Annotated in this window: 35 protein-coding genes; 9 read left to right on the top strand and 26 right to left on the bottom strand. The window is 40.8% G+C overall.

The genetic code is table 11. The features are described from left to right. Positions 1-1,968: a DNA topoisomerase IV subunit B gene (parE, locus tag JQX68_RS10090; RefSeq protein WP_014664141.1), complete on the bottom strand. Its 1,968-nt coding sequence runs from the start codon at positions 1,966-1,968 to the stop codon at positions 1-3. Between the two features lie 396 nt (positions 1,969-2,364). Continuing rightward, on the bottom strand, positions 2,365-2,772 hold the full coding sequence (locus JQX68_RS10085; protein WP_040083030.1) for a CoA-binding protein: 408 nt from the start codon (positions 2,770-2,772) through the stop codon (positions 2,365-2,367). Between the two features lie 169 nt (positions 2,773-2,941). Here JQX68_RS10085 and plsY point away from each other — a divergent pair, with 169 nt between their 5' ends. Then, positions 2,942-3,523, top strand: coding sequence for a glycerol-3-phosphate 1-O-acyltransferase PlsY (gene plsY / locus JQX68_RS10080; protein WP_014664139.1), 582 nt, complete (start codon positions 2,942-2,944; stop codon positions 3,521-3,523). Positions 3,524-3,610: 87 nt separating this feature from the next. Then, positions 3,611-3,898, top strand: a complete 288-nt coding sequence (locus JQX68_RS10075) for a HesB/YadR/YfhF family protein (RefSeq protein ID WP_014664138.1) — start codon at positions 3,611-3,613, stop codon at positions 3,896-3,898. A 30-nt stretch (positions 3,899-3,928) separates the two neighbouring features. Here the strand turns inward: JQX68_RS10075 and JQX68_RS10070 are convergent, their stop codons facing one another. The 7 genes from JQX68_RS10070 to acnA form a co-directional block, all read right to left on the bottom strand. Further along, complete coding sequence (locus tag JQX68_RS10070) at positions 3,929-4,228, bottom strand: hypothetical protein (RefSeq protein WP_014664137.1); 300 nt, start codon at positions 4,226-4,228, stop codon at positions 3,929-3,931. Positions 4,229-4,243: 15 nt separating this feature from the next. Continuing rightward, positions 4,244-4,660 carry a YbgC/FadM family acyl-CoA thioesterase gene (locus tag JQX68_RS10065; protein ID WP_014664136.1) on the bottom strand — a complete coding sequence of 139 codons (417 nt, stop codon included), beginning with the start codon at positions 4,658-4,660 and terminating at the stop codon, positions 4,244-4,246. An 84-nt stretch (positions 4,661-4,744) separates the two neighbouring features. Continuing rightward, a complete protein-coding gene (gene tlp, locus JQX68_RS10060) occupies positions 4,745-4,996 on the bottom strand; it encodes a small acid-soluble spore protein Tlp (RefSeq protein ID WP_147771951.1) in 252 nt (83 codons plus the stop codon). A 35-nt stretch (positions 4,997-5,031) separates the two neighbouring features. Next, a complete protein-coding gene (sspN, locus tag JQX68_RS10055) occupies positions 5,032-5,178 on the bottom strand; it encodes an acid-soluble spore protein SspN (protein ID WP_003221249.1) in 147 nt (48 codons plus the stop codon). Between the two features lie 64 nt (positions 5,179-5,242). After that, the gene (locus JQX68_RS10050; protein WP_003244964.1) at positions 5,243-5,368 is read right to left on the bottom strand and encodes an FbpB family small basic protein; all 126 of its coding nucleotides are present in this window, start codon (positions 5,366-5,368) and stop codon (positions 5,243-5,245) included. Between the two features lie 80 nt (positions 5,369-5,448). After that, positions 5,449-5,961, bottom strand: a complete 513-nt coding sequence (locus tag JQX68_RS10045; RefSeq protein ID WP_071581690.1) for a redoxin domain-containing protein — start codon at positions 5,959-5,961, stop codon at positions 5,449-5,451. A gap of 71 nt (positions 5,962-6,032) precedes the next feature. Continuing rightward, a complete protein-coding gene (gene acnA / locus JQX68_RS10040; protein ID WP_147771950.1) occupies positions 6,033-8,762 on the bottom strand; it encodes an aconitate hydratase AcnA in 2,730 nt (909 codons plus the stop codon). 226 nt (positions 8,763-8,988) lie between these two features. Here acnA and sspO point away from each other — a divergent pair, with 226 nt between their 5' ends. The 4 genes from sspO to yneK all read left to right on the top strand — a co-directional run bounded on the left by sspO (position 8,989) and on the right by yneK (position 10,447). Further along, positions 8,989-9,135 (top strand): small acid-soluble spore protein SspO, encoded by a 147-nt coding sequence (sspO, locus tag JQX68_RS10035; RefSeq protein WP_003244839.1) that lies wholly within the window; start codon positions 8,989-8,991, stop codon positions 9,133-9,135. 30 nt (positions 9,136-9,165) lie between these two features. Then, entirely contained in the window at positions 9,166-9,312 is a 147-nt protein-coding gene (locus JQX68_RS10030; protein WP_003221237.1) for a small acid-soluble spore protein P, read from the top strand. Between the two features lie 80 nt (positions 9,313-9,392). Beyond that, positions 9,393-9,785 (top strand): outer spore coat protein CotM, encoded by a 393-nt coding sequence (cotM, locus tag JQX68_RS10025; protein WP_147771949.1) that lies wholly within the window; start codon positions 9,393-9,395, stop codon positions 9,783-9,785. 233 nt (positions 9,786-10,018) lie between these two features. Next, positions 10,019-10,447: a DynA interaction protein YneK gene (gene yneK / locus JQX68_RS10020; RefSeq protein WP_147771948.1), complete on the top strand. Its 429-nt coding sequence runs from the start codon at positions 10,019-10,021 to the stop codon at positions 10,445-10,447. 30 nt (positions 10,448-10,477) lie between these two features. On the opposite strand, the gene JQX68_RS10015 is transcribed toward yneK, so the two are convergent. From JQX68_RS10015 to ccdA, 3 genes are all read right to left on the bottom strand, one after another. Beyond that, positions 10,478-10,969, bottom strand: coding sequence for a CcdC family protein (locus tag JQX68_RS10015; protein ID WP_080478227.1), 492 nt, complete (start codon positions 10,967-10,969; stop codon positions 10,478-10,480). Between the two features lie 78 nt (positions 10,970-11,047). Then, positions 11,048-11,410: a response regulator gene (locus tag JQX68_RS10010; protein WP_014113939.1), complete on the bottom strand. Its 363-nt coding sequence runs from the start codon at positions 11,408-11,410 to the stop codon at positions 11,048-11,050. An 88-nt stretch (positions 11,411-11,498) separates the two neighbouring features. Further along, positions 11,499-12,206, bottom strand: coding sequence for a cytochrome c-type biogenesis protein CcdA (gene ccdA, locus JQX68_RS10005; protein WP_095432849.1), 708 nt, complete (start codon positions 12,204-12,206; stop codon positions 11,499-11,501). A 219-nt stretch (positions 12,207-12,425) separates the two neighbouring features. On the opposite strand from ccdA, the gene ynzD reads away from it, so the two are divergent. Beyond that, positions 12,426-12,599 (top strand): aspartyl-phosphate phosphatase YnzD, encoded by a 174-nt coding sequence (ynzD, locus tag JQX68_RS10000; protein ID WP_024121579.1) that lies wholly within the window; start codon positions 12,426-12,428, stop codon positions 12,597-12,599. A gap of 73 nt (positions 12,600-12,672) precedes the next feature. Here ynzD and JQX68_RS09995 read toward each other — a convergent pair whose 3' ends face one another. The 6 genes from JQX68_RS09995 to yneA all read right to left on the bottom strand — a co-directional run bounded on the left by JQX68_RS09995 (position 12,673) and on the right by yneA (position 17,038). Continuing rightward, entirely contained in the window at positions 12,673-12,891 is a 219-nt protein-coding gene (locus JQX68_RS09995; protein ID WP_003221221.1) for a YneF family protein, read from the bottom strand. Positions 12,892-12,976: 85 nt separating this feature from the next. Then, positions 12,977-13,423, bottom strand: coding sequence for a sporulation inhibitor of replication protein SirA (gene sirA, locus JQX68_RS09990; protein WP_003231591.1), 447 nt, complete (start codon positions 13,421-13,423; stop codon positions 12,977-12,979). A gap of 152 nt (positions 13,424-13,575) precedes the next feature. Further along, on the bottom strand, positions 13,576-15,579 hold the full coding sequence (gene tkt / locus JQX68_RS09985) for a transketolase (protein ID WP_147771947.1): 2,004 nt from the start codon (positions 15,577-15,579) through the stop codon (positions 13,576-13,578). A gap of 168 nt (positions 15,580-15,747) precedes the next feature. Then, on the bottom strand, positions 15,748-15,981 hold the full coding sequence (locus tag JQX68_RS09980; protein WP_003231595.1) for a DUF896 domain-containing protein: 234 nt from the start codon (positions 15,979-15,981) through the stop codon (positions 15,748-15,750). 67 nt (positions 15,982-16,048) lie between these two features. Beyond that, entirely contained in the window at positions 16,049-16,702 is a 654-nt protein-coding gene (locus tag JQX68_RS09975; RefSeq protein ID WP_040083041.1) for a YneB family resolvase-like protein, read from the bottom strand. A gap of 18 nt (positions 16,703-16,720) precedes the next feature. Further along, a complete protein-coding gene (gene yneA / locus JQX68_RS09970; protein WP_147771946.1) occupies positions 16,721-17,038 on the bottom strand; it encodes a cell division suppressor protein YneA in 318 nt (105 codons plus the stop codon). A gap of 149 nt (positions 17,039-17,187) precedes the next feature. Here yneA and lexA point away from each other — a divergent pair, with 149 nt between their 5' ends. Further along, positions 17,188-17,805: a transcriptional repressor LexA gene (lexA, locus tag JQX68_RS09965; RefSeq protein WP_003238209.1), complete on the top strand. Its 618-nt coding sequence runs from the start codon at positions 17,188-17,190 to the stop codon at positions 17,803-17,805. A 433-nt stretch (positions 17,806-18,238) separates the two neighbouring features. Here the strand turns inward: lexA and fosM are convergent, their stop codons facing one another. After that, the gene (gene fosM / locus JQX68_RS09960; protein ID WP_136654421.1) at positions 18,239-18,673 is read right to left on the bottom strand and encodes a FosM family fosfomycin resistance protein; all 435 of its coding nucleotides are present in this window, start codon (positions 18,671-18,673) and stop codon (positions 18,239-18,241) included. A gap of 215 nt (positions 18,674-18,888) precedes the next feature. Between fosM and JQX68_RS09955 the strand changes: the two genes are divergently transcribed. Continuing rightward, positions 18,889-19,338: a YndM family protein gene (locus tag JQX68_RS09955; protein WP_014664120.1), complete on the top strand. Its 450-nt coding sequence runs from the start codon at positions 18,889-18,891 to the stop codon at positions 19,336-19,338. A gap of 26 nt (positions 19,339-19,364) precedes the next feature. On the opposite strand, the gene pghL is transcribed toward JQX68_RS09955, so the two are convergent. The 7 genes from pghL to JQX68_RS09920 all read right to left on the bottom strand — a co-directional run bounded on the left by pghL (position 19,365) and on the right by JQX68_RS09920 (position 26,249). Continuing rightward, complete coding sequence (gene pghL, locus JQX68_RS09950) at positions 19,365-20,123, bottom strand: gamma-polyglutamate hydrolase PghL (RefSeq protein WP_014664119.1); 759 nt, start codon at positions 20,121-20,123, stop codon at positions 19,365-19,367. Positions 20,124-20,348: 225 nt separating this feature from the next. Further along, on the bottom strand, positions 20,349-20,663 hold the full coding sequence (locus tag JQX68_RS09945) for a hypothetical protein (protein ID WP_147771945.1): 315 nt from the start codon (positions 20,661-20,663) through the stop codon (positions 20,349-20,351). A gap of 77 nt (positions 20,664-20,740) precedes the next feature. Beyond that, positions 20,741-22,381, bottom strand: coding sequence for a YndJ family protein (locus JQX68_RS09940; protein WP_147771944.1), 1,641 nt, complete (start codon positions 22,379-22,381; stop codon positions 20,741-20,743). Next, a complete protein-coding gene (locus JQX68_RS09935; RefSeq protein ID WP_136654425.1) occupies positions 22,378-22,995 on the bottom strand; it encodes a DUF4166 domain-containing protein in 618 nt (205 codons plus the stop codon). Before JQX68_RS09935 ends, JQX68_RS09940 begins: the two co-directional genes overlap by 4 nt. A gap of 4 nt (positions 22,996-22,999) precedes the next feature. Continuing rightward, a complete protein-coding gene (locus JQX68_RS09930; RefSeq protein ID WP_147771943.1) occupies positions 23,000-23,806 on the bottom strand; it encodes a hypothetical protein in 807 nt (268 codons plus the stop codon). Between the two features lie 147 nt (positions 23,807-23,953). Further along, positions 23,954-25,168 carry a Ger(x)C family spore germination protein gene (locus JQX68_RS09925; RefSeq protein WP_147771942.1) on the bottom strand — a complete coding sequence of 405 codons (1,215 nt, stop codon included), beginning with the start codon at positions 25,166-25,168 and terminating at the stop codon, positions 23,954-23,956. Then, entirely contained in the window at positions 25,158-26,249 is a 1,092-nt protein-coding gene (locus JQX68_RS09920) for a spore germination protein (RefSeq protein ID WP_014664113.1), read from the bottom strand. Before JQX68_RS09920 ends, JQX68_RS09925 begins: the two co-directional genes overlap by 11 nt. Positions 26,250-26,270 lie beyond the last annotated feature (21 nt).

Below are 26,270 nucleotides of genomic sequence, written 5' to 3'. Positions count from 1 at the left end.
TTAAACCTCCTCAGCGACCGATAAGTTTTCATTTTCTAAAATATTGCTTTCTTCATCTAAGCCGAAAGCGACGTTTTTCTCAATCCACTTTCTGCGCGGCTCTACTTTGTCTCCCATTAACGTCGTTACACGTCTCTCTACACGTGCCGCATCGTCAATTTTGACCCTAACAAGGGTGCGGGACTCCGGATTCATTGTCGTTTCCCAAAGCTGGTCTGCGTTCATCTCTCCAAGACCCTTATATCGCTGAATGGTATAGCCCTTGCCGACTTTTTTCAGGACATCACCCATCTCTTCATCAGACCATGCATATTCAATGATTTCCTTCTTCCCGCTTCCTTTACTGACCTTATATAAAGGTGGCAGCGCTATAAACACCTTGCCATGCTCAATGAGCGGCTTCATATAGCGATAGAAAAAGGTAAGAAGCAGCACTTGAATATGGGCGCCGTCAGTATCGGCATCGGTCATAATGATGATTTTGTCGTAGTTGATGTCATCGATTGAGAAATCTGCTCCGACACCCCCGCCGATCGCATGAATGATCGTATTGATCTCTTCATTTTTAAAGATATCCGCAAGCTTAGCTTTTTCTGTATTAATGACTTTACCGCGTAAAGGCAGAACTGCTTGGAATCTGCGGTCTCTTCCCTGCTTGGCTGACCCGCCTGCTGAATCACCCTCAACGAGATACAATTCATTTTTTGCCGGGTTTCTCGAACCCGCAGGCGTCAGCTTTCCGCTTAAAGTCGCTTCTGATTTTTTTCGTTTTTTGCCGCTTCTTGCTTCTTCACGGGCTTTGCGTGCCGCTTCGCGCGCCTGGCTCGCCTTGATTGCTTTTTTGACAAGAAGCGTTGCGGTGTCCCGATTTTCCTCTAAAAAGTAAGCAAGCTGCTCGGAAACAATTGCATCAACCGCTGATCTTGCTTCACTCGTTCCGAGCTTTCCTTTTGTTTGTCCTTCAAATTGAAGAAGCTCCTCAGGAATGCGGACAGAAATAATGGCTGAAAGCCCTTCCCTTATATCGGTGCCTTCAAGGTTCTTATCCTTTTCTTTCAGCAAAGCCACTTTTCGCGCATATTCATTAAAAGCCCGGGTCATCGCAGTTTTTGCACCCGACTCATGCGTCCCGCCATCTTTTGTTCTGACATTGTTAACAAAAGACAAAATATTTTCAGAATAACCATCGTTAAACTGGAACGCAAAATCCACTTCTATGGAATGGTGCTCTCCCTCAAACGAGACCACTTCAGATAAGACGTCTTTTTCTTCATTTAAGTAAGCGACAAACGCCTCTATGCCGTTTTCATAATAAAAGACCTCATGCTGGTCATTGCGTTCATCAATCAGCTCAATTTTCAATCCTTTTAACAAAAACGCAGACTCTCTTAAGCGCTCGGAAAGCGTTTCAAAATTATAGGTTGTTGCGCTGAACATCGTTGGATCTGGCTTAAAGTGTGTGAGTGTTCCCGTCTTTTTCGTTTTGCCGATCTTTTCGAGAGATGTAACCGGTTTTCCTCCATTTTCAAATCGCTGCTGATAGATAAAACCGTCCCGTTCAATGGTAACTGTCAGCCATTCAGATAAAGCATTCACGACTGACGCACCCACTCCATGGAGCCCGCCGCTTGTCTTATAGCCGCCTTGGCCGAATTTTCCTCCGGCATGAAGTACCGTAAAAATCACTTCAGGGGTTGGCTTGCCGAGCTTATGCATTCCGGTCGGCATGCCACGGCCTCTATCCTGTACAGAAATGCTATTGTCTTTATGTATTTTGACGATTATGTGATCTCCATGGCCGGCAAGCACCTCGTCGACAGAGTTATCTACAATTTCATAAACCAAGTGGTGCAAGCCGCGCGCGTCAGTAGAGCCAATATACATACCCGGCCTTTTCCGGACAGCCTCAAGGCCTTCGAGCACCTGTATGGCATCTTCGTTGTAATCAAATTGCTGTTTTCTAGCCAAACGTACAAACCCCTTTCAAAAACTAACATTGTCTTTCTCTTTTTCAGTGTTACACATCATTTGTATATAAGATATTTTTTATAAACCTCGCCTCAAGCCGGTACTGCCTTGGACTCCTCATTATAACCAATATGTTTGCAATCGCAACATAGAGCTAACGAATCAGTTCTCAAAACATCGGCTAGTGCTGTTTTCGCACTATGAGAACGTATGTTTGTTTATTATATATAAAGCAGCAGACCTTCGCAAATCGAACGGCCGAAACCCAGCTGGACAAGGTATTCAAAAAAAGCTGTTCAAGCTTTATTGTATCTGTTTCACCGTAATACGCAAACAATATCTTAAAATTAAAAAGCAAAAATCCTTGAATTCACAAGGATTTTTGCAGTTCTGCACCTATTTTGTTACAGCGTGTGCCACTTTTATGCACAGATCCATGATAACCGTTCTGCCTTTTTCTTTTAGCTTCTGGTATGCTTCCTCGTTTACCAGCCCTTGCTGCGCCCAAAATACCGGGGCATCTGTCTCTAAAAACTCTTCCGCCACTCCAGGAAGCTGTTCTGAGCGCCGGAATACATTGACGATGTCAATCGGACCGTCAATCTCTTTTAAAGATGAAACGGCTTTGACACCTAGTGCCTCATCAATTGTCGGGTTCACTGGGATAATTTCATAACCCGCGTCCTGCATTGCTTTTGAAACCATATGTGACGTTCTATCCGGACGGTCTGAAAGCCCCACTACTGCTATACGTTTGCTTCTTTGAAGAATCTCTTTAATTTCCGCTTTAGAAGGGTTTTGCATCATGAGTCACTCCTTTTCCACTTATTTTACACGATCAAAACAGGAGAAATCAAAATATGATGCAGGTTTGATTAGATTTGTAAGCAAACTTTACAAAAAAACTTATCATCAGATCATGACATCTCATGTTAAAATAGAAAGAAGGGAATTTGAAAAAGGAGAAATGTAGATGTTAATTGCTTTATTGATTATTTTGGCCTACTTGATAGGTAGCATTCCATCTGGCTTAATTGTGGGCAAGCTTGCCAAGGGAATCGATATTCGGGAGCACGGAAGCGGCAACTTAGGCGCTACCAATGCATTCCGTACACTGGGCGTAAAAGCAGGTTCGGTCGTCATAGCCGGAGATATTTTGAAAGGGACACTGGCAACTGCATTGCCTTTTCTCATGCACGTTGATATTCATCCGCTTCTTGCAGGAGTCTTTGCGGTTATAGGCCATGTGTTCCCCGTCTTCGCTAAATTTAAAGGCGGTAAAGCCGTGGCAACATCAGGTGGCGTTTTGCTATTTTACGCACCTCTGTTATTTATCACGATGGTTGCGGTATTCTTCATCTTTTTATACTTGACTAAATTTGTTTCTCTATCATCAATGTTAACAGGGATCTATACTGTTATATATAGTTTCTTTGTCCATGATACGTATTTATTGATTGTCGTTACCCTGCTCACTATTTTTGTGATATACAGACACCGGGCAAACATTAAACGAATCATCAATAAAACAGAACCTAAAGTAAAATGGCTATAAGCTTAAAAACCTTCTCTTTTGACACAGAATAGCCTAATACGTTTATAATAGAGAAAATTCAAATGAAGAACAAAGGGGTGTGCTGTTATGAATATGACAATTAACGAAGACGCATTGAACTGGTATAAAGAAGAGCTCGATTTGGAAAGCGGAGACCAGGTTCGCTTTTTCGTCCGCTACGGAGGCTGCAGCAACGTTCAAAAGGGTTTTTCTCTCGGTGTAGCGAAAGATGCCCCACAAGAGGCTGGAGTCACTGCAGAAGCAGACGGCATTACCTTCTTTATTGAAGAAAGTGATTTATGGTACTTTGATAATCACGACCTTCTCGTCAGCTATTCAGAAGACGCTAATGAACCGGTTTTTGAATACCAATAAAAAAGAACGCACATGATGTGCGTTCTTTTTTTACAAATGAAATCGTATAAGATGATCGGTTAGGTTTTCTTGTTCCAAAATATATTTTTGGGTCTCCCCCAGCAGATCAAAGTGAGGAAATTCACTTTTCTTATGTATCCATTCTTTCTTTAACCCGTAGGCTGCTCCCCACCGGATCAGCTTATCAATATCTGCACAGCCGGCTTTTGTCACAGTCTTTGCTTCCGGAAACCGGTCATCTAGCCAATAATGTGTTAAAAATGCGATTTCTCCTTTTTTCACTGCTTGTTTCCACCGGTTCAGTTCCTCCCGTTTCACACCAAACGCCATATCCCGTTCACTTCCCTATTTTTTGGCCTTTTCATATGCTGCGTGCCAATCAGGAAAAGCTTTGCGAAACTGAATAGGCTTAAAGCTTTCTTTATCCACACATATATGAGATGAGGTGGCTTTGATGGAAAGCTCACCGGCCGGATTATAAATGTGATAACCATAAACGGTTTTAAAGCCGTTATATTCCTCTATCCATGTATGGACAACCGCGGTTTCTCCGTAATGAAGTGGCTTTTTATAGGAAATGTTGATATCAACGACTGGAGACAGAACACCTTTTTTCTCCATATCACTATATAAAAAGCCTAAGTCCTTGATTAAAGCTGTTCTGCCGACCTCCATCCACACAAGATAATTTGCGTGATAGACAATCCCCATTTGATCTGTTTCTGCATAACGCACTTCTATTTCTTTTTTTGATACATGCAAGATTACTCTGCTCCCTTAACGTCAATTTAGCCCCATTTTACCATAACCAAATCAGAAAGAAAAAAACCAGGTTTCCCTGGTTTTTTAAGAGCGGTATCCATTTTGTCTCGCTGCGGATTCGTCCTGTATTTCATTGCGAAATGCTTCAATGCTCTGTTCGCGTCTTGCATTTTTTTCTTTGATACGCTCTTTATCTTCTCCTGAAGCAAACTCCATTGTTGCTTCTGCTTCTTCTATATTTTCAATTGTATTTTGAACCATATCCTGCAATTTTTCTACATTATCAGAACGATCATCAGGATTAGGCTGCTGATATTGATTTTGGTTCTTTGTCATCGGATGTACCTCCTAGAAATAAACTCGATTTTTCGCTACTCGCCCTTTGTCTGCATGATGATCGGCTGCTGTCCTGAAGTATCATGCATTTTTTCCCCTTTATTGGCTTTATATTTCACAGGCTTTGTACCCAAGTGGCTTGGAGCATATTGAGGCTGACCGTTTTTCTTGTTGTTTCCCATGCTTATCCCTCCTCAACAGATAGGTTTCTCAAAAGGAGGGGTAAACATGAATACAAATTAAAGGTTATTTTTGCTTAAATCGCTGTTCAAGCTTTTCCTCAAGCTGATTTAAATACTCTGTATTAGTCATCAGCTCTTTTTTGTTTTCCATGACGAGCTCATGAAAAGAACGTTTTCTCATCTTCTTCACGCTTCTCACCTCCGCATATTCTTTTATTTTTTCCAATTCTGAAAACTTGTAAGCACATCTGAACATAAAAAAAACTGAATCTAATCAAGATCCAGTTTTTGTTCCATTTCTTTTTTTGTCATGGTGCCAATGTGTATGTCTTGAATAACACCTTTTTCATCCAAGATATATGTCGTTGGATATGACATCACGTTATAGTCAGCATTGATCCCTTTTTTATCAATCAGAATGGGGAACGTTAAATCATACGTATCAGCAAACGCTCGGACTTGTTCTTCACTTTTCTCAGCTGAAGTGAAATTTACCGCAACAACCGCAAGTTTGTCGGCATACTCTTTTTGCAGCTCTTCCATCGCCGGCATTTCCTGACGGCACGGCTTACACCAAGTTGCCCAAAAATTGAGTAATACTTTTTTGCCTTGTGAATCCTTTAAGGAGCTATTCTCTCCCGACAGCGTTTTCAAAGAAAAATCAGGTGCTTGTTGCCCCTCTTCAATTCCGACTTCTTTTTTGCTGTATGTTTGATACAGGTTCCAACCCATATAACCGGCAAGCATAATAAGCAGGATCCCTGCAAGCCATTTTTTCAGCATATGCCACCTCCGTAGCACATTTTGTCATAAAAAGAAGAGAAAGCGAAATGCCTTCTCTTCCTATTGATTCATCAGGACTGCTTCATTTTTTCACGAAGCACCATTTGAAGGATGCCGCCATGGCGGTAGTAATCAATTTCAACTTCACTGTCAAAGCGGACGACTGCTTCAAAAGTTGTTACATTGCCGTCTTCATTGATTGCTCTTACCGTCACAAGGTCACGAGGGCGAACTGTTTCATCAACATCTACCTCGATGACTTCTTTACCCGTTAAGCCAAGTGTATCCGCATTTTCACCTTGTTTAAACTGAAGCGGCAGCACACCCATGAATACAAGGTTGCTTCTGTGAATTCTTTCAAAGCTCTCTGCAATTACCGTTCTGATGCCGAGTAGGTTTGTTCCTTTTGCGGCCCAGTCACGTGAAGATCCCATACCGTAATCTTTTCCTGCTAATACAACAAGACCGGTTTTATCTTCTTTGTATTTCATGCACGCATCATAGATGGATGTTACTTCACCAGTTGGCCAGTACGTCGTAAATCCGCCTTCTGTACCCGGTGCGATTTGATTTTTGATGCGAATGTTTGCAAATGTCCCTCTCATCATGACTTCATGGTTTCCGCGGCGGGAACCATAGGAGTTAAAGTCACGAGGAGAAACCCCTTTTTCTTGCAAATACTTTCCGGCAGGCGTATCTTTACCGATTGCACCAGCAGGAGAAATATGGTCAGTTGTGACTGAATCGCCGAATTTACCGACAACACGCAAACCTTTTAATGGTTCAACCTCGCCTGGTTCAACAGACATTTCTTCGAAGAATGGCGGATTTTGAATGTAAGTTGATTCGTTATCCCATTTATATAACGCTTCATCTGTTGTTTCAATCTCGTTCCAGCGCTCGTTGTCATCAAATACCGTTTCATACTCTTTACGGAAGAGCTCAGGCGTAACTGTTTGCTTAACAAGTGAATTGATTTCGTCTGTTGACGGCCAAATATCGTTAAAGTATACGTTTTGACCATCTTTACCCACACCGATCGGGTCGGTTTTCAGGTTAATGTTTACCGTTCCAGCCAGCGCATATGCCACAACAAGCGGCGGAGAAGCAAGGTAGTTTCCTTTAACAAGCGGGTGAATACGTCCTTCAAAGTTACGGTTTCCGGAAAGGACAGACGTAATCAGAAGATCATTTTTCGCAACCGCTTCTTCGATTTCTGGTGAAAGCGGACCTGAGTTTCCGATACATGTTGTACAGCCGTACCCAACGAGGTTAAAGCCAAGCTCTTTCATGTATGGAAGAAGGCCTGAATTCACAAGATATCCTGTAACGACTTTAGAACCCGGTGCAAGTGACGTTTTCACGTAATTAGGCACCTTAAGCCCTAGCTCAACCGCTTTTTTCGCTACTAGTCCGGCGCCGATTAGAACATATGGGTTAGATGTATTCGTGCAGCTTGTAATCGCGGCAATAGCGATCGCACCCGTTTTCATAACTGTTTCTTCGCCATTGAGAAGTTTAAACTTAATTTCTTTATTCTCTTCTTCAGCGTTTAAACCGAACCCTTGGTTACCCGCAGGGCTGATTAAGTGCTTTTTAAACGTTTCCTGCATAGCAGAAAGCGGAATTAAATCCTGAGGACGCTTTGGACCTGATAGGTTTGCTTCAATTTGTGAGAGGTCGATTTCAACCACATCAGTAAATTGAGGGTCTTCCGCATCAGGAGTGTAGAACAAGCCATTGCTTCTGCAGTACGCTTCGACAACATCAATATGTTCAGGATCACGGCCTGTCAGGCGCATGTAGTTGAGCGCTTCTTCATCTACTGGGAAGAATCCGCATGTAGCACCATATTCCGGAGCCATGTTGGCAATTGTTGCGCGATCTGCAAGCGGCAGTTCAGCAATTCCCGGTCCGAAGAATTCAACAAATTTGCCGACAACGCCTTTTTCACGGAGCACTTGTGTTACTTTTAACGCCAAGTCAGTAGCTGTTGTTCCGTTTGGAAGCTTGCCGACAAGTTTCGCGCCGATTACCTCTGGAACTGGGAAGTAAGAAGGCTGTCCAAGCATTCCCGCTTCAGCTTCAATTCCGCCGACACCCCAGCCAAGAACACCGATACCGTTAATCATTGTTGTATGTGAGTCTGTCCCGACAAGCGTATCAGGATACGTTACAAGCTCACCGTCTTCTTCAATGGCATGGACAACACTTGCCAGGAACTCAAGGTTGACCTGATGCACAATACCTGTTGCAGGCGGCACTGCTTGATAATTGTTAAACGCTTTCTTTGCCCAGCTTAAAAATTTGTAGCGTTCTGCATTTCTTTCGAATTCCAAATCCATATTTACTGCTAACGCGTCTTCCGTACCCGCTTTATCAACCTGTACAGAGTGGTCGATAACGAGATCAACAGGAATTTCAGGGTTGATTTTATCAGGATCTCCGCCGACAGCTGCCATCGCTTTACGCAGTGAAGCAAGGTCTACTACTGCCGGAACCCCTGTGAAGTCTTGTAAAATAACACGAGACGGTTTGAACGGAACATCGATTTCCTTTAATTCGGCAGTTCCCCATTTTGCCAAATTTTCCACATGTTCTTTTTTGATGACGAATCCGTCCACTTGACGCAAAACTGATTCTAAAAGAACTTTGATGGAATAAGGAAGCTTCGAAACCTTCCCGATACCTGAATCTTCTAATGCTTTTAAAGAGTAGTAATGATATGTTTTCCCATTTGTAGTAAACGTTTTTCTCGCTTGGAAAACGTCTTTTGCTGCAGTTTTTTGCTCGTTTGCCATTCTCCAAAATCCCCCTTCAGATCAGATCATTCTCAGATGAACATTACATTCCATCACAATTTTCTCACAATTTCATATTAAAACAAAATCATACATAAGTAAATATCAATGTTTTTATTAAATACAATAAGTTCGACTTATGAGAAAATACACCGGTAATTTTTACTGTTTATGCTCTCTCATAGAACACACTAAAAGGAGCCATATTATGATTGAGGTGATAATGATGGTTAAAAGAAAAGCGAATCACGTTATTAACGGAATGAATGACGCCAAAAGCCAAGGCAAAGGCGCCGGCTATATCGAAAACGATCAGCTTGTACTGACTGAAGCTGAACGCCAAAATAATAAAAAGAGAAAAACCAATCAATAACATCGACTCTTTTAAGGAGGTCCTCATTTTATGACCAATAAAAATACAAGTAAAGATATGCATAAAAATGCGCCAAAAGGACACAATCCGGGACAGCCTGAGCCTTTAAGCGGAAGCAAAAAAGTGAAGAACCGAAACCACACAAGACAAAAGCACAACTCAAGCCATGATATGTAAGAAAAGCAGACCTTAGTGTCTGTTTTTTTATGCGTTCACCCATTTATTATCCACCGCATATACTGTAAGGCAAGGTTGATATGTGGAGGAATGCTTCCATGACCCATTCAAAACGTAATGATGCAAATGATTTCGATAGTATGGATGAATGGCTTCGGCAATTTTTTGAAGACCCCTTCGCCTGGTACGACGAAACATTGCCTATTGATTTATATGAAACAAGTCAGCAGTATATTATAGAAGCGGACCTGACTTTTTTACAGCCGACAGAAGTAATGGTTACCCTGTCTGGCTGCGAGTTCATTTTAACAGTCAAATCATCTGGACAGACTTTTGAAAAACAAATGATGCTTCCTTTTTATTTTAATGACAAAACCATTCAAGCCGAATGCGAAAATCAAATACTCACAGTCGCCGTCAATAAAGAAACAGAAGATGGCTCTTCTTTTTCTCTTCAATTCCCTCTCAGTTAAACATAAAAAGTCACTTTCATCCCCTATAATGAAAGTGACTTTTTTTCCGTCCGTTTATCGTCAAATACCCTCTAGTGACTCTCCCATGGCCAAATAGCAGATTCACTATACAATAGAATATGATCTACTCTCTCTTTTGACTAGACATCTATCACTTTTTTCTATTCTTTTTTTACTGTGTTCTTCTAATCTCTCTTCGTATACAATATGGTTAGAATAAGGGGGGATGATTGATGCTGGAAGGATGGTTTTTGTGGTTTATTCTATTTTGGGTAATCATGATGATTGTCTTATTATCAATCGGCGGTTTTTTCATGTTTCGAAAGTTTTTAAAGCGTTTACCAAAAGAAGACGGCAGGTCAGAACTTGATTGGCAGGATTACTATATTGAAAACAGCAGACATTTATGGAACGACGAAAACAAACAGTTTCTAGATGAATTGACAGCGCCGGTGCCAGAACTGTTCAGAGATGCAGCAAAAGCCAAAATCGCAGGCAAAATCGGTGAGCTTGCATTAAAAGAAAAGGTAGCAAAGATTGATCAGCAACTTATGATCAAAGGTTATATTCTCGCAACTCCTAAAAGAGACCATACCTTCTTAAAAAGGCATCTGCGGGACAAAAAAATCGATCTGGAGCCTTATCAAACCCTTCTCAAATAAAAAACCTTTCCTGGCAAGAGGAAAGGTTTTTTAATTCATTTGAATATTAGCTGACTGCAGCTCGTTATGAAGTTTTCGATATGATAAATACATGGCGATTCTCCAAGGCACAATCATACCGAAAGCCAGAATCCAAAACATTCCGCTCAATGCACCATAATCAATTGATGTGCTCAAAATCGATTTCATCACGATTCTGATCACCAAAAGACCGACTAATATAAAAACAAATGCTTTAGAGCGTTTCATGTAAATCTCATTATTTTTAACTTCGAACTTAGAGGTTTTGATTAGAAAAATAGAGAAAATCACACCTAAAGTGAATGCTTCCAAAAACTCTGCACCAGTTACCCAAAATACCGGAAATAAAAACATTAACGCTCCCGTACTCATAAAAATCGGCGGGAGAATGATTTTTTTTGGTGAAACAGGCTTGTCAGAGGACTTTATTCTGACAACCATGACAGCTACAGCCATGAACACAGCAATAATCGATGAAATTATAATCATCATACTTATCATTCCTTTGTTTCTCGGAGTGTTGATACTATATACTATACTCCAAAACAATAAAAAAAACCATTTTGAAAAGAAATGACTTTAATATCCCATAACGCGGCTGACAGCTTCCAGCACTTTTGTTTCCTCGAACGGCTTCACAATAAAATCCTTTGCCCCCAGCTCAATTGCTTCCGTTACAATTCTTTGCTGGCGCATGGCAGTGCACATGATGACCTTCGCTTTAGGATCAAAGGTTAGGATATCACGAAGCGCTTTTATGCCGTTTTTCACTGGCATTGTAATATCCATTGTCACAATGTCCGGGCGCAGTTTTTTATACAGATCCGCTGCTTGCTCGCCGTCCGCCGCTTCGCCTGCGATTATGTAATTTGCCTCTTCCAAGATCTCTCTGATTTTCACTCTCATGAACTTGGCGTCGTCTACAACTAAAACTCTTGTCATATGCCCCTCCAAAAAACGATTTCCACAAATAATAGTCTTATTGTACCAAAAACAACAGGTTTAGTAGTAGTGCGAAAGTAATTCTCCATCAAAAACCAGTAAATCCTCCAAATAGATCTGACAGCAAAATAATGATCAGGCTCATCCAATCAAAGAATAACAGCACACCAATCACAATCATTAAAACGCCGCCTGCTTTCATGATCAAAAGCTGGTTCCTTCTTATCCATTTCAGCTTTGTGATAAAGAAAGACAATAAAAGAAACGGTACAGCAAAACCGAGTACATATAACATCATGTATGGCACGGCTGAGCCTGGATTGGTGCCTGCAAGTGAGATAACAGCACCTAATATTGGACCGGTACACGGTGTCCATCCCGCCGCAAATGCCATTCCTATTAAGACTGAACCTAAAAACCCGCTCGGTTTATGCTTAAAATGGATTCTCCGCTCTTTCATCATAGCCTCTGGCCGGAACACGCCGAGTGTAAAGAAACCGAACAAAATAATAAGCAACGCGCCAATTTGCCGAATCGCATCATGGTAATCCCTAAACAGGCTGCCAATTAAAGATGTTCCATAGCCTAAAGCAATAAAAATGACTGAAAAGCCGAGCAAAAAACACAAAGTATGAAACAGGCTTCTTTTCTGCAGCAGCAGCTTTTCTGTTTTTACATCATCCATGCTGACCCCTGTAATATATGACAAGAAAGCTGGGTAAAGCGGCAGGCAGCAAGGCGAAATAAAAGATAAAAACCCCGCTCCGAATGTCAAAAAATAATTTACGTCTCCCATGTCATCATCCCTTCATGATTTGACATTCCTTCAAGTTATGACAAAATCATTTCATTTTTTTAACACTTTCACCTGAAGGATTTCTATTTTCAGAAAAAACTTATATAATTTAATTTGACATTGAGATATTGTACTCCTTCTCATTTGAAAATTAGTATAAATATGGATATAATATAAACATTCAACTTGAAGATTTAATGTATGAAAGGATACATCCCTGTGATTAGAGAGCATCTATTAAATGAAATTGAAAAAAAAAGAGCAGAGCTGCTGCAAATTGTCATGGCGAACGGAATGACATCTCATATTACGATAGAGCTCAGTCAGGAGCTTGACCATCTTCTCATACAATATCAAAAGCAGCGCCTTCGAGCAGTAGCGGGTGATGAATGATCGCAAAATAAAAAACCCGTATAAGGGTTTTTTATTTTATAACCATGTTTCTCTATATCATAATCTTTACGTATTATTTCGTTTGATTATTCATGGCTTTCATCATTTGATTGATTTTCTTTTGAGAAGGTTTCATTCCCATTTGCATCATCATCATGCGTAACATTTGTTCATTAATAGGCGGATTCTTTTTCAGGTAGCTCATCATATATTTACGAGCAATAAAAAACCCGAGTGCAACACCTATGAGCAATGCAACAACGCCCACTAGGATGCCAACCCATAAAGTCATTTTATTTCCTCCTTCATGTTGTCTAGTTTAAAGTGTACTAAACCAAAAGCTATTATACAACATTTACATCTCTTTTTCTTCGGTTTTAGACAAAATTTCTTTCTTTCACCGGATTTAGCCATCCGTAACGCTTCGAATTGAAATCCATCGCTAAAAAGCAAGGGCTTACTTTTCTTAACACTTCAAAGAATATCGTTTCTGCCTCATAATCTCCCGAAGCCACTATTTCTATCATGTGCTCTTTCATCATAAATGTCGCATGGCCTTTTGCTTTTGGCAAAGCTATTCTATAAATATAATCCAGCTGCCTGTAATCCGTTTTGTTTAAATTCATTTTTAATCGCTGATGCATATGTAAAATCGGGATTGGTTGTGTAATATATTGAATCTGTTTCTCTGTCATTTCATACTGCTGCTTTTCAAGGCTTGTCCAATGATAGTCTTGAAACAGCTCAAACATAACCGATTCCCGCCCGAAATAGTGATTGGCAAACTCCTCTTTTATCAGGTACGTATAGTAGTGACGTTCCATCTTTTCATCCCCTTTTCCAGCAGCATTTCATTTGCTCTCTATTATACAAAAGAAGAAAAGAAAGAATTGTCTATTACTGTTAAACAGCCAATACTATTTTTGTCGGATAAACAAGAAAAAGAGGATGATTTGACTCATCCTCTTTCAAAGACTTACTTATTAATTAATGCCTTTACTCGATTCACTACGTTCGGTACTGAGAAGCCGTATTCGTTAATGATGGTTTCACCAGGGGCAGATGCACCGAATCGGTCTATGCCAAGTACGTCTCCTTCAAGCCCCGTGTATTTGCCCCATCCAAATGATGAGCCCATTTCAATTGCTAGGCGTTTTTTCACATCTGCAGGAAGGACTTCGTTTTTGTATTCATCAGATTGTTTCTCAAAACGGTCCATTGAAGGCATGCTGACAACAGAAACATCAATATTTTCTTTTGCCAATTCTGCTTGCGCTTCAATCGCAAGACCTACCTCAGATCCTGAAGCGATGAGAAGAGCGTCAGGTGTTTCGTTTTTAGATTTAGAAACAACATATGCACCATTTTCTACTCCTGCCAATGCTTCTTCAGGTGTTTGATCGATGGTAGGAAGGTTTTGGCGTGTTAGCACTAGCGCTGTTGGCTGATCAGTGCTTTGTACTGCAAGCTTCCACGCTGCTGCTGTCTCATTGCCGTCTGCAGGACGGATCAAAGAAAGATTAGGCATCGCACGGAGTGAAGCAAGCTGTTCAACAGGCTCGTGCGTCGGGCCGTCTTCACCTACAGCAATACTGTCATGTGTGAAGACATATGTGACAGGAAGGCCCATTAACGCTGCAAGGCGAATAGAAGGACGCAGGTAATCAGAGAAGACAAAGAAAGTTCCGCCGAATACACGCAGTCCGCCATGAAGCGCCATACCGTTTAATGCTGCACCCATCGCAAATTCACGTACACCAAACCAGAAGTTTTTGCCTGAGTAATCAACCGCTGTAAAATCACCGGCATTTTTAATTGTCGTTTTGTTCGATCCCGCTAGGTCGGCAGAACCTCCGACAAAGAAAGGAATTTTTTTCGCAAGTCCGTTGAGAACTTCACCGGAAGATGCACGGGATGCCAGGCTGCTTCCTTTTTCATAAACAGGAACCTCTTGATCCCAGTCCTTCGGAAGCTCTCCTTTGATTGCCAGTTCAAGCTGTTCAGCAAGTTCAGGATAAATTTCTTTATATTTAGCGAATTGAGCATTCCATTCCTGTTCTTTTTTCTCGCCTGATTCTTTTACAGCTGCAGCGAAGTGCTCATATACTTCTGACGGAACGTAGAAATCTTCTTCATATGTCCACGCGTATGCTTCTTTTGTTAATTTGCTTTCCTCTTTACCAAGCGGCGCGCCGTGAACACCGGATGTACCTGCGCGGTTAGGCGATCCGAATCCGATTGTCGTTTTCACTTCAATTAATGTAGGTTTCTTATCATTTTGGCGTGCTTTTTCGATAGCCGCTGTTAATTCTTCAATATTGTTTCCATCCTCAACATAAAGAACTTCCCAATTCATTGCTTCAAAACGCTGTTTTACGTTTTCAGAGAATGAACGGTTCAGATCTCCATCGAGAGAGATGTCATTAGAATCGTATAGTACGATTAGACGGCCAAGCTGAAGATGGCCTGCGAGTGAAGCGGCTTCAGAAGAAATCCCCTCCATTAAATCACCATCACCACAAATACTGTATGTATAATGATCGACTACGTTAAATGAATCACGGTTGTAAGTTTCCGCTAAATGGCGTTCAGCGATTGCCATACCGACTGCCATGGCAATTCCTTGGCCAAGCGGACCTGTTGTCGCATCCACACCGGCAGTATGTCCGAATTCCGGATGTCCAGGTGTTTTGCTGCCCCACTGGCGGAATCCCTTAAGATCTTCAATACTAAGATCAAACCCGCTTAAATGAAGCATGCTGTATAAAAGTGCTGACCCATGTCCAGCAGATAAAACAAAACGGTCACGGTTAAACCAGCCAGGGTTTGCCGGACTTACGTTCATAAATTTTGTCCACAGCGTGTATGCCATTGGAGCAGCCCCCATCGGCATCCCTGGGTGACCAGAATTTGCTTTTTCAATAGCGTCTATTGACAGTGTGCGAATGGTAGCAACTGATTTCTTTTCAATTGTATCCATAAAAATCCCCTTCCTTATGTGTTGTACCCTTACATCATAAATGTCTGACGACTTTTTCTCAACTGTTTCAGCTTAAATTTGAGAGAAACTTGTTGAATTTTGTCACATAAGAGTTTTGATTATAGTATATGCAAAAGAGGAATACGATATTGCCGTATTCCTCTTATATTAGTGAAGTTTGTTATTTCTTTGTTCTCTTTTTAGCTTTTCTGGTGTTACATCATTGCCTTCTGGATCAATGATTTTGACACTTTTCAAAGTGTTCTTCATAGAAGAACGAAAACCTTTCAAGTACTCTTGACGGAGCTTTTGCTGTTCGGCTTTTTCTTCTTCTGTAATAACGCCAGCTTTTGCTTTAGCAGCAAGCTCATTAATTCTGGCAATTTTCGCGTTTGAAATCATGTTAAACTCCTTTATTTATTGCATTTTGTCTATATAGTACTAGATCAAAAAAAGTTTTACAACTGATTCACTCCGCTGTCTCTTCATTCTCTATGTATTCCTGAAAACGCCGGTGAACGGTTGCTTTAGAGACATCATAACCAAACCCTCTTAAGGTAGCCGCGATTTCAGCAAACGTCAGTTTATTCGCTCTCAGGCGGACGATCTCAGAGATTGGCACCTCTATTCTATCTTTTCCGCTGTTCTCGTGTTGGTTTTTTAAGTTTTTTTGCGGTTTAAAACCGTTTTTTACCGCACGCTTCATTCCCCGTTTGATTTTCATGTTGTGAATTTTACGTTGATACTCTTCCACAATGCTGACGATTTCCAGCACCATTGAGTCAGCCTCCGATAACTCCAATTCACCTCTGTGTGCAGTTGTATAGACTTTCACACCTTCTCTGTAAATGCAATGAAGCAGTGCGATTTTTGCGTTTCCCCTTCCGAGCCTTGTCTCATCCTGAACCAAAATGACATCGATTCCAGCGTTCTTAATCTCATCAAGCAGCTCAAATACACCATCCCGATCCATTTCATATCCGCTGGCTTTTTCAGAAATCACTTTGACAACTTCCATGCCGTTCTCAGCTGCAATGGCCGCAAGCTCTTCCTCCTGCCGCTTTAATGACGTTTCCTGTTGTTCTTTATTTGTGCTTACGCGGGCATAAATGAGTGCTTTCATTTTTTCTATCTGTCCTCTCTATCTTACAGTTGCCAATTCATATGCATCTTGATGCTTCTTTTTCAATGGGATCACTAATTCATCACCCGGCTGGATATCAGACGTCTGAAGATGATTTTTATCAGCCACCCATTCGATAAAATCATTTTTATTTATCTTTTTTGTATCAGCTACCTGATCAGCAATTGACCATAGTGTGTCCCCTTGCTGGACTTTTATTTTAACATACTGATTAAGCTCTTGGCCGCTGCTTGTATATGACAGCATCAGGATAACCGCGCTCAAAATCACTGTGAACAGACCGACAAAAATAATAGATTCTTTACTCATGATCATACCTCCAACAGGAATGTTTGTTCGCATTTTTTATAATTTTAGTATATACGAACAAACGTTTCTGTCAATTGTTTTTTCGAACCTATGTTTGTACTGTAAGGAAAATCATGCTATAATCTTCTTAAAATCGACGTTTTGAGGTGCGAAAAATGACGAAGCTATCAAAAAGGCAACTTGATATCCTCCGTTTTATTAAAGCAGAGGTTAAATCAAAAGGATATCCGCCTTCCGTGAGAGAGATCGGAGAGGCTGTCGGGCTTGCGTCCAGCTCTACTGTCCACGGCCATTTGGCCCGATTGGAAACAAAAGGGCTGATCAGACGGGATCCGACAAAACCAAGAGCAATAGAAATTCTTGATGAAGAAGTAGACATTCCGCAAAGCCAGGTTGTTAATGTACCTGTCATTGGGAAAGTCACAGCAGGATCTCCTATTACAGCAGTAGAAAATATTGAAGAATACTTTCCGCTTCCTGACCGCATGGTTCCTCCAGACGAACACGTATTTATGCTGGAGATTATGGGAGACAGCATGATAGACGCTGGTATTCTCGATAAGGACTATGTCATCGTTAAACAGCAAAACACAGCGAACAATGGGGAAATTGTAGTTGCGATGACAGAAGATGATGAAGCTACGGTAAAACGTTTCTATAAAGAGGATACTCACATTCGCTTGCAGCCTGAGAACCCAACGATGGAACCCATCATTTTGCAGAATGTCAGCATTCTAGGGAAAGTAATTGGCGTGTTCAGAACGGTCCATTAATCTATTGATCTATCAGACGCATGAAATAACCCCCTCTTCCTTTACGGAGAGGGGGTTTGTTGTTCAAAAAAAGCAGGCTCGCCCTGACTTTGGGTGCGAGCCTGAATAGGAGGAAAAAGAACATCATGTTTACACCATAATTATCCACTAAAAGATTGTTGAAGTCAAGAAATTTTCTTTCCTTCAGGAAACTTTTAATCAACATAGGCATGTTTATAATATTAGACGCTACCTTCTTAAAAATGTTTCATGCTTTGAAGCGTGAAGGGATATGGTTTCATATTTATTAAGGGGCGAGGCGATTGAATATATTGAAAATTTAGCACATAGTTTATTTAGTTCAATTTTCTGTTAAAAACCGCTCACTTCTCTAAATCGTCGTGAGCTATATAAAACAAGTAAATATGATTTAAACAATATATGGTGTGTGATATCAAAAGGCCGTATCGTCGTAAAAGGACATATGTGTTTTTTCTTGTTTGTAATATCGAAGCCTGTCTTGAAGTGTTCCGGTATGAAATTCAAATTTGTGGCCGTCAGGATCGGTAAAATAAATTGATTTTCGATCGCGTTCATCTCGTTCTCTGCCAGGCAGAATATTGACATGAAGTCTTTTTAATTTCGCTGATACTTCCTCGAATTCATGATCCTCAATCGTAAAAGCAATATGAGTATAAGAAAGCTTAATTTCATTTCTGGGGACATCTGATTCTTCATTAAGTGCAAGCCAGATGCCGTTCATATCAAAATATGCAGTTGTCTTTCCCTTTACCAGAAGCTTTGCGCCAAACACTTTTTGATAAAAATCAATCGATGTATCCAAATGCGAAACTGAAAATAGCAAGTGATTGATTCCTTTTATCTTCATAAACCATTCCCCCTTGAAAGCTGATCATCTACATATATCACCTTTTTCATAAGAAAGTTTCATACAGCTGAAAAAAATACCAGTGTAAACAAAAACGGATTGTTTAAAATAATCACTGTAATCGTCATGACCATTATGACTGAGATCGAATTGCCGTGTTTATCACTTGTTTCTCCCAAGAATTTTCTTCAAAAAATAACAATTTAGGTGGTCAAATGAAACATATCATTGCGCTTGCTTCAAAGATTGCTTTCACTCTCGCCCTTTTATATGTGATTTTGGACAGAGTCTATCACGCATCCTTTTTGAGCGTGATGTTTATTGCACTTTTCTTGGGTTTTGTTTCCTATCTATCTGGCGACATGCTCGTCTTACCGAGAACAAACAATATTACAGCTTCACTTGCTGACTTTGGCCTTTCTTTCGTGATTCTTTGGGTCTTTGTTTTAACCCAAACAAGAAACGATTTTTCACCATTTGGAGCTGCTCTTCTGTCCGCTGCCTGTCTTACTGTATTTGAATACTTTTTTCATCGGTATTTACTGAAAAATGTGCTTGATGAAAATTTCCGAAATGAACTGTCAGCCAGAGATAACACGTTGCAGTATCAAACGGAAACCGCGGACGAGCTGTTTCCCGAAACGAATGAGAAGCATAAGGAATAGGAGGCTGTCAAATTGCCTCCTATTTTTCAGTAGCTATTTTTGAGAAAACGGGACATCTCTTCTGTAAAATCATAAAACCTCTCATTTTGAGTAACAGCTCTGCTTTTTAAAGAAAAGATGCCGAACAAAGACTTTCTAAAGCCTGTGCTCATTTCTATCTGGATACTTAAACCTGTTTTTGATTTATTTGCAATATTATTTGGACTAACGCCCGCATGCGGATGGTCTGTATTGAGCAATACAGCAGGAAAACCGGCATGTTGCAGCTTCTCAACTAAATCTGCCGCTCTTACGCGATCTGTACCGCCAACTTCGATCTGCTGATCTTCTTCTGCGTATCCGTGCAATGAAATGACATATTCATGATTTTCCGTCATTCTCAGGGCCTGAGGTTCATCAAAATGTGTGCTCGTAATGTGCAGGACTGAGTTTCCCGACGATTTTAAGCCTTCAAATAAATACAGCGAGTACTCTTTGCTGAGCTCTCTCGCTACCTCACTTGTTCCGCCTTCAATACCTCCTCCGTGAATGGCTAAAACAAGTACAGGGCTTTCGGTTTCTTTCGTAACAATGTCGTAATCAGAAGGGTCTTCATTGTTTTTTAATTCCTCAAAATTCTGATATACATCTTCAGCATAAATTGAAGAAATCGGAGTAAACACCATAAAAATTAACAATAATTTTACAATTTTAATAGTTGATGGAAAACGTTTGGCTATGTTACAATCAACATGCTTCAAGGAATGGAGCAAACGGCGGAGCAGGGATACTTTGGCCGGTTTCATCTACTCCGCCTCTAAGTCCAAATCAACAGGATGTCGGTTTCTTTGAGGCTTTAGCACGAATTCTCTCGTCCTCCTTGTTAAGTTTTTGTTAAATTCACAATATTATATACCATTAGCCCGGGCGCTGTTCTTCTCATTTTTGAATTTATGAAAAGGAATCTGGCACCACTTCCCCACATTTCCATACAAAACAAAAACGCACCTGCCATTTGGCCTGTGCATTTTTTATTTTCTCTTCATTCTTCGTTTTTTTGCTTGATTTAATTTCATGATGTTTTTTTCAATTTTTCTTATGTTTCGCCTTTGCGGAATTGTTTTAAGTTCATGATAAACAGAAATAAATCCGCTTAATGTCACTGCTGCGATATAAAGGACACACTGTTTGATCATCCGGTCAGCGTGTCCATGATCATTCGCTTCTTTTTCCAGCCTTTCGATCACAGCTTTATCAAACAGTTGATCGACATACACTTGTTTCATTCCCACAGCAAACCCCGCAGCCAGCCAAAGAATCAGAAATAAACTGATATAAAACATCATAAATTCTTCCTTTCCTGTCTAGATGCGGCGCAGAATTTTGAAATGCAGCAACTGGCAAACGAAGCTTCTTCTTTATGTTAGGTTCTTTCAATAGGTGGTGTAATATGTGTCATGCTGTAATGAACAGTTAGAAATTTTATTCCAAAGAGCCACATGTGATGAACAGCGGTTAATTTGTTGTCATGTGCAGCTTCTATCAGAAAGGTTTCAGATAAAGGAAGCGGACAAGTTCCCGCCCTTGTTTGCAGATAAATTCCCTCATCCCCCGCTCTGCTTTTTCTCCGCCTGCTTGTTAAAATCAGCTTCTCCTGATGATGATATGGTTTTAAAATACCTGTCATGCTGCTGAATGGAAGCGGCAAAGAAATATTCATATACCCCTCTCCATTTGAACGGTACACTGAATATAGCGCGGTAAAAATGGTTTCGTTTTTTTCATTTGTTCTAATCCAGGCACGTACTTTTTCTCTTCCGTCTTTTTTTGAATGAACACCTTTTATTTCGCTGTACATTCTATACCAGTCAGGGTTCGTCGAAAGATGTATTTGGCCGGTTCTTCTGCTAAACCATTCGTAAACAATTGCAAGCGGACGAAACCACGTGTTCCATGTTACTTTTGCTTTGATATTGTATTCGATGGTTTGTTCATAAAACGAAAGAATGAGCGGTGCCAGTTTTTCGGGTGAAAAATCCTTTGAACGAAGGCTGCCCATATCGTCCACAAGTCCGCTGTACTGGACGTTACTCTCAGCTTGAATGTTAGCTAAAAAGTCTTTTCCAATCTTTCTTTTTCCGAAGATATGGCTGAAGGTCTTTATACGGCCTGCATCAAAAGGCTTCGGATCCTCTATTCTCCATCCTATGAGAGCGGGCAAGATAACACCAAACGCGTTGACAAAACCGTGAATCCAAATCATCTGATTAATGGTCAATGTAACTTCTTGCCGAAATACACCAAATGAATAAATCATAGAGAAAGCAATCGTAATCATTAAAACAGCGGAAGAAAGCCGAATAAGATATGCCCCCGTCTTGGTGCGAAAAGCTGCCGTGAACACCAAAAATGCATGAAGATAAATCGCCGCCATATAAATGCTAACCGCAATGACATCAAGTGTTTTTGAATAGGTTATGCCCAGTGCGATCAGAAGGGGCGAAAGCAAAATCACCCATGTTATCCAATTGTACAACATTCGATGCTTTCTAATGGTTCTGCCGAGTAAACCGTTGAAGATCGGGATCAGAAAAGCAGAATAGTGAAAGTGGACAGCGGTCAGCAAAATGATGAGAGGAGCAAATTGCATGATCTGCAAATGGGCAGCATAAGCAAAAAACCAAAATCCTCCTCCCGCCAAATAAATAAGACCGAACAAAACCGATGTCTCTTCAATTCTATGTATCTTCGTTTCCCAAAGGCGGAGGATTGCATACAATGCAATAAAAACTGTGTACATCCACCAGATTAGCGCGAAACCACCAATCTCTGTCACAAGAGCCAGCACTGCAAAGAATGCGGCTGCCGGATAGCACTGGATTAGCCCGTATTCAATGAATTGAGCAGCACGAAGCTGCGATTGACGAAAAACAAAAGGGAAAATTCCCGGCACGAAAAAAAGAATGGATAACAAAACGAGTGCCTCTGCCACTGAAATTTCCGGTGCTTCTGCTGCAATAAATCCTATAAAACAAAGCGCACTGACAATGCCATTTCGTTTCATGATTCCCTCTCTTCCTCCTGAAACGTTCCTTTATAAAAGAAAAGAGTGCCGAGAATTGTATTTCGCACATGCACTTCAATGGTGAAACAATTCTTTCTTTCATCAAATGTTTCGCAAACTATGGATGTACCGGTCAGCCATTTTGGTAGCGGGATTCGTTTTCCGCATATCAGTAGCCATTGCTTTCCCGATGTGATCGTAAGAGAGCCGTCATGAGATGCCTCGAACGACAAAACAGACAGCAGTAGATGAGGTTTACCAAAGAAATCAAGGATTCTATTTTCTTTCTCGTCGTATATCATAATCGCGTCAAAGAAACGTTTTTTGCCTTTAAAGAAAAATGTACGGTTCCATTCTATCCCGATATGTTCCGAGTTCATAAGGCAAGATCTATTTTGTATCGTAAATGGGATGTCTTTGCCTCTTTCTGAAAAGAAACATCTGAACAAAACGCCCAGCTTTAACAGTATTCTAACCAGAAAAGAGCCTCCGCTGATTTCTGACATCGTTCCCGTCCCGCTAAAGGTATGAGACCCGTCTAATTTGTACCGTTTCCGCAGCTTGGGATGGAGCAAATGGTAGTTAATAATTGATTTTTCATAAATCGAACTCACAATGTCACTTCTTTCTCTTTCGATTTGTGCGCATGGCACTAGGGAGCTGCAGGCTAAGAGCACCGCTTGCCGCAGAACACACACTCAACAGAACCCATATGAGCATCTCGGAACCTAGACAAGCGAACAAAGCAAAGATACAAGCCTGGACACCATGAATGAGCCATTTTCTTTTTAAAGGAATCAGCCACAAAATAGCTAAACCTATCTCCGCTGTCCCTGCCAAAATGCTTGTTTCAACATCTGTAAAGCCTTGATTAAACCAAAACAGGCTGAAAAACAGGCACATGAACACATAGACGACAGCAGATCGAATGAAATGTTTCGGATGTTTATTTTGCTCAATCCAAAGCCTTAATGCATCAAAGCTCCAGGCAGTCGCCCATCCAAGCAGCGGCCGAAATAATAAACGGTCGATCCACATTCCCGGCAGTCCGTAGGCTGTTTTGTATTGGTACTGTGTTAAAAACGTCATTTTCCCATTTTCTCTCTGTATATACCTCCAGTACCCGCTTCCATGCCGAATCAGAGATAACGGATGATCTGAGCCGAACGCCAGTGAGGAAGATCTTTCAGCTGAACATTTGTCGAAAACGCCGACGGTTTCTCCTGTACCTGACACCTTTAATCCAAAACCTATTCTTGTTTCGTAAAGAAACTTCTGTTCTTCGCATGGCTGTCTATCCAAATACGTGATATTTGAAAACCGGAGATCCCACTCCTTATGCAGTGATGGATTTTGTGTATATTCCCAGAGTGTATCCAAATCAGAATTCATTTCGATTTCTACATAAATCGGTTTCTGTCTCATAGCCCCTCCTCCCTTCTATTTCAAGCAATTCCTATATTAGCATATTGGTCGTTTTGAAAAGTGTATATCTCTTCAAAAAAAAGGATCTTAATCCTAAAAAATGCAAGAAAAAAAGAAGAGAGGTTTTCTTCTCTTCCTTGTGATTCATTACTGAGTCTTAACCGTTCCGTAATGAGTAATTGTGACGTTCACACTGTATGTGATGTCGGCTTTACTGAAGGTGTCATCCCAGTTATTTTTCACCCTTTTCCATAAGTGGGGATATGCAAGTCTTAAAGATTCATCAAAACCCGCAACATCCGCTTTATACTCATGCTGTATTTTTTTTAGTACATGACCAACTATTTTCTTTACCTCATTTTCAATATTCATTTCGAGGCGATCTATAAACTGAGTGTCTAACACCTCTTTAGTGTTCCAGTTTTCAACCAAATCGCCTTCTGATTCAATATCGACATGAAAAGAAATATCTGATCCTTTGACGATTGGCTTAATTTTGCTTTTTATTTTATTGATATCGTACGCTATCGTTTGTTGGCTCTTTTTATCATGGCTTTTGACAACTCCGCCTTTTCCTTCTCCTTTAATCCATGTAATCCCCTCAGTTTCATATTCATTTAACGTACCGATCATTTTTCTCGATTTTCCGTTGATTACAGCTGCACCGGAATACTTGACCGCTCCATTCGCCGCAACCACATTTTGCAGTAAAAAACTGCTGCCAGAATGCAGTTTTCCGATTAGTTTTGCGAGTGTCATTGGGGGAAGAATTCTGGAAGCTTTATGTTTATTTTCGCCTAACCCAATCAGCCGAAATGCCGGAATTTCTCCGTTCTCTTTCAATTGGAGAGCTTCTCTTGCTTCCCCTTTTGCAGATAAAACAAGACAGCTCAGCCTGATTTCATTATCACGAAAAAATTGATCCAGCATTTTGTCGATAGAATATGTGCGCAGCACATATTCACTCAGAACAACAACTTTTAAATGCGGGCTAAACACTTCCCGGTCTCGTCTTAACGCAACCTCACTTCCGATCTGCTGTAATGAATCCCCTGTTTCACTTATATTTATATATGCTTTTTGATCCCCTTTTCCGCTACCGCCTCCCCCGCTTGTGCCAGCACCTGCCGCTTTTTCATTAACAAATTGATAGGTCAGCGTAATGTTGTCTTTTTTCGGGTAGCTCCCTCCCTCTTCTTTTAACTCTTTTTCAGTGTTAGTTTCTTTTCCTTTATCAATTGCGATAGCGAATGTGAGACCCAGATCCTCTATTTCCCGGCTGCTCCAGCATCCTGTTATGCAAACCATCAGCGAACATACTATGACAATAGCAGGCACTGGACGTTTTAATTTACTTTTCACCTCTTTTCCTCCATTTCGAAATGACTAACAGCAAAATCGGCAAAGCGCCAAATATATACAAAGCGATATGACTGACCGTATCGCCCAAAATAAAGACATCATTTTCATTTTTCGGCATGCAAGAGAGGATATAAATAACAGGAAGCAGCCCAAACATGCATGAAAGGGGTTTCTTTTTAAAAACCTGTGAGACTCCCAGGGAAGCTGCATAAAACGTAATAATAAACGTGGCAAAAAGCTGCATAATCCAAATCACAAGCAGAAATGACTCAAACCGTTCAAATATTAAACCAGGTATTTCAAAACTTCTCATCAGGTCAAGCCCCGGCCATGTTCTCGTCACAACTCCTTCAACTGAGAGTGCACCGATGACCATAATCAGCGTAATCATATAAAAACAGGTCACAACGCCTGTCCCGATCACAACCGCTTTCCCCGCATTTTTCGGCTTTTTCATAAATGCTACTAAAATGAGCATAATTTCTGAACATGTAAATGAAAGGTTCGTTGTCTTTATCCCTCTGAGAACCGGCATGATTCCATCACCTAATACAGGGCGCAAATTGTTGATTTCAAATATGCCTAAACTCATGAGGGCTATCGTTAAAAAGATGATGACCGTAATCGGAAAAATCATTTCAAAAAGCCGTGCAATTGGATCAAGACCTTGTGTAATTGAATAAAGCCCAATCCAAAGAACTGTCATAATGATGGCCCAAGACGGTGTCCCTTCGAGGAGGAAGAAATCCACGATTTCGGACATGACTCTGACTTCAAATGCACCGAGTGCCAGAAAATAAGTAATAAAAACAATACTGATTAGATGTCCGAGCCATTTTCCTACAATATGTCCGGAGTATTCATAAAAGGTTTCCTTAGGGTATTGCTGGCTTAATTTAACTATAATCATCCCTGCTATTACCGCTATGCCCCCGCCTAATAAAACTGAAATCCATCCATCAGGAGATTGTGTTTGTTCTGTTACTGTCCGAGGGAGCGTAAGAACTCCGGAAGCAAGCATATAATTAATGATGATAATCGTTGCCTGACCGGTTGTGATTTTACTGGTTGGGCTGAACATGTGGCTTTTCACCATCCTGTC

Source organism: Bacillus sp. LJBS06 (genome assembly GCF_016924995.1).
GTDB lineage: Bacteria > Bacillota > Bacilli > Bacillales > Bacillaceae > Bacillus > Bacillus stercoris.
This window is presented reverse-complemented; position numbering and strand designations above follow the sequence as displayed.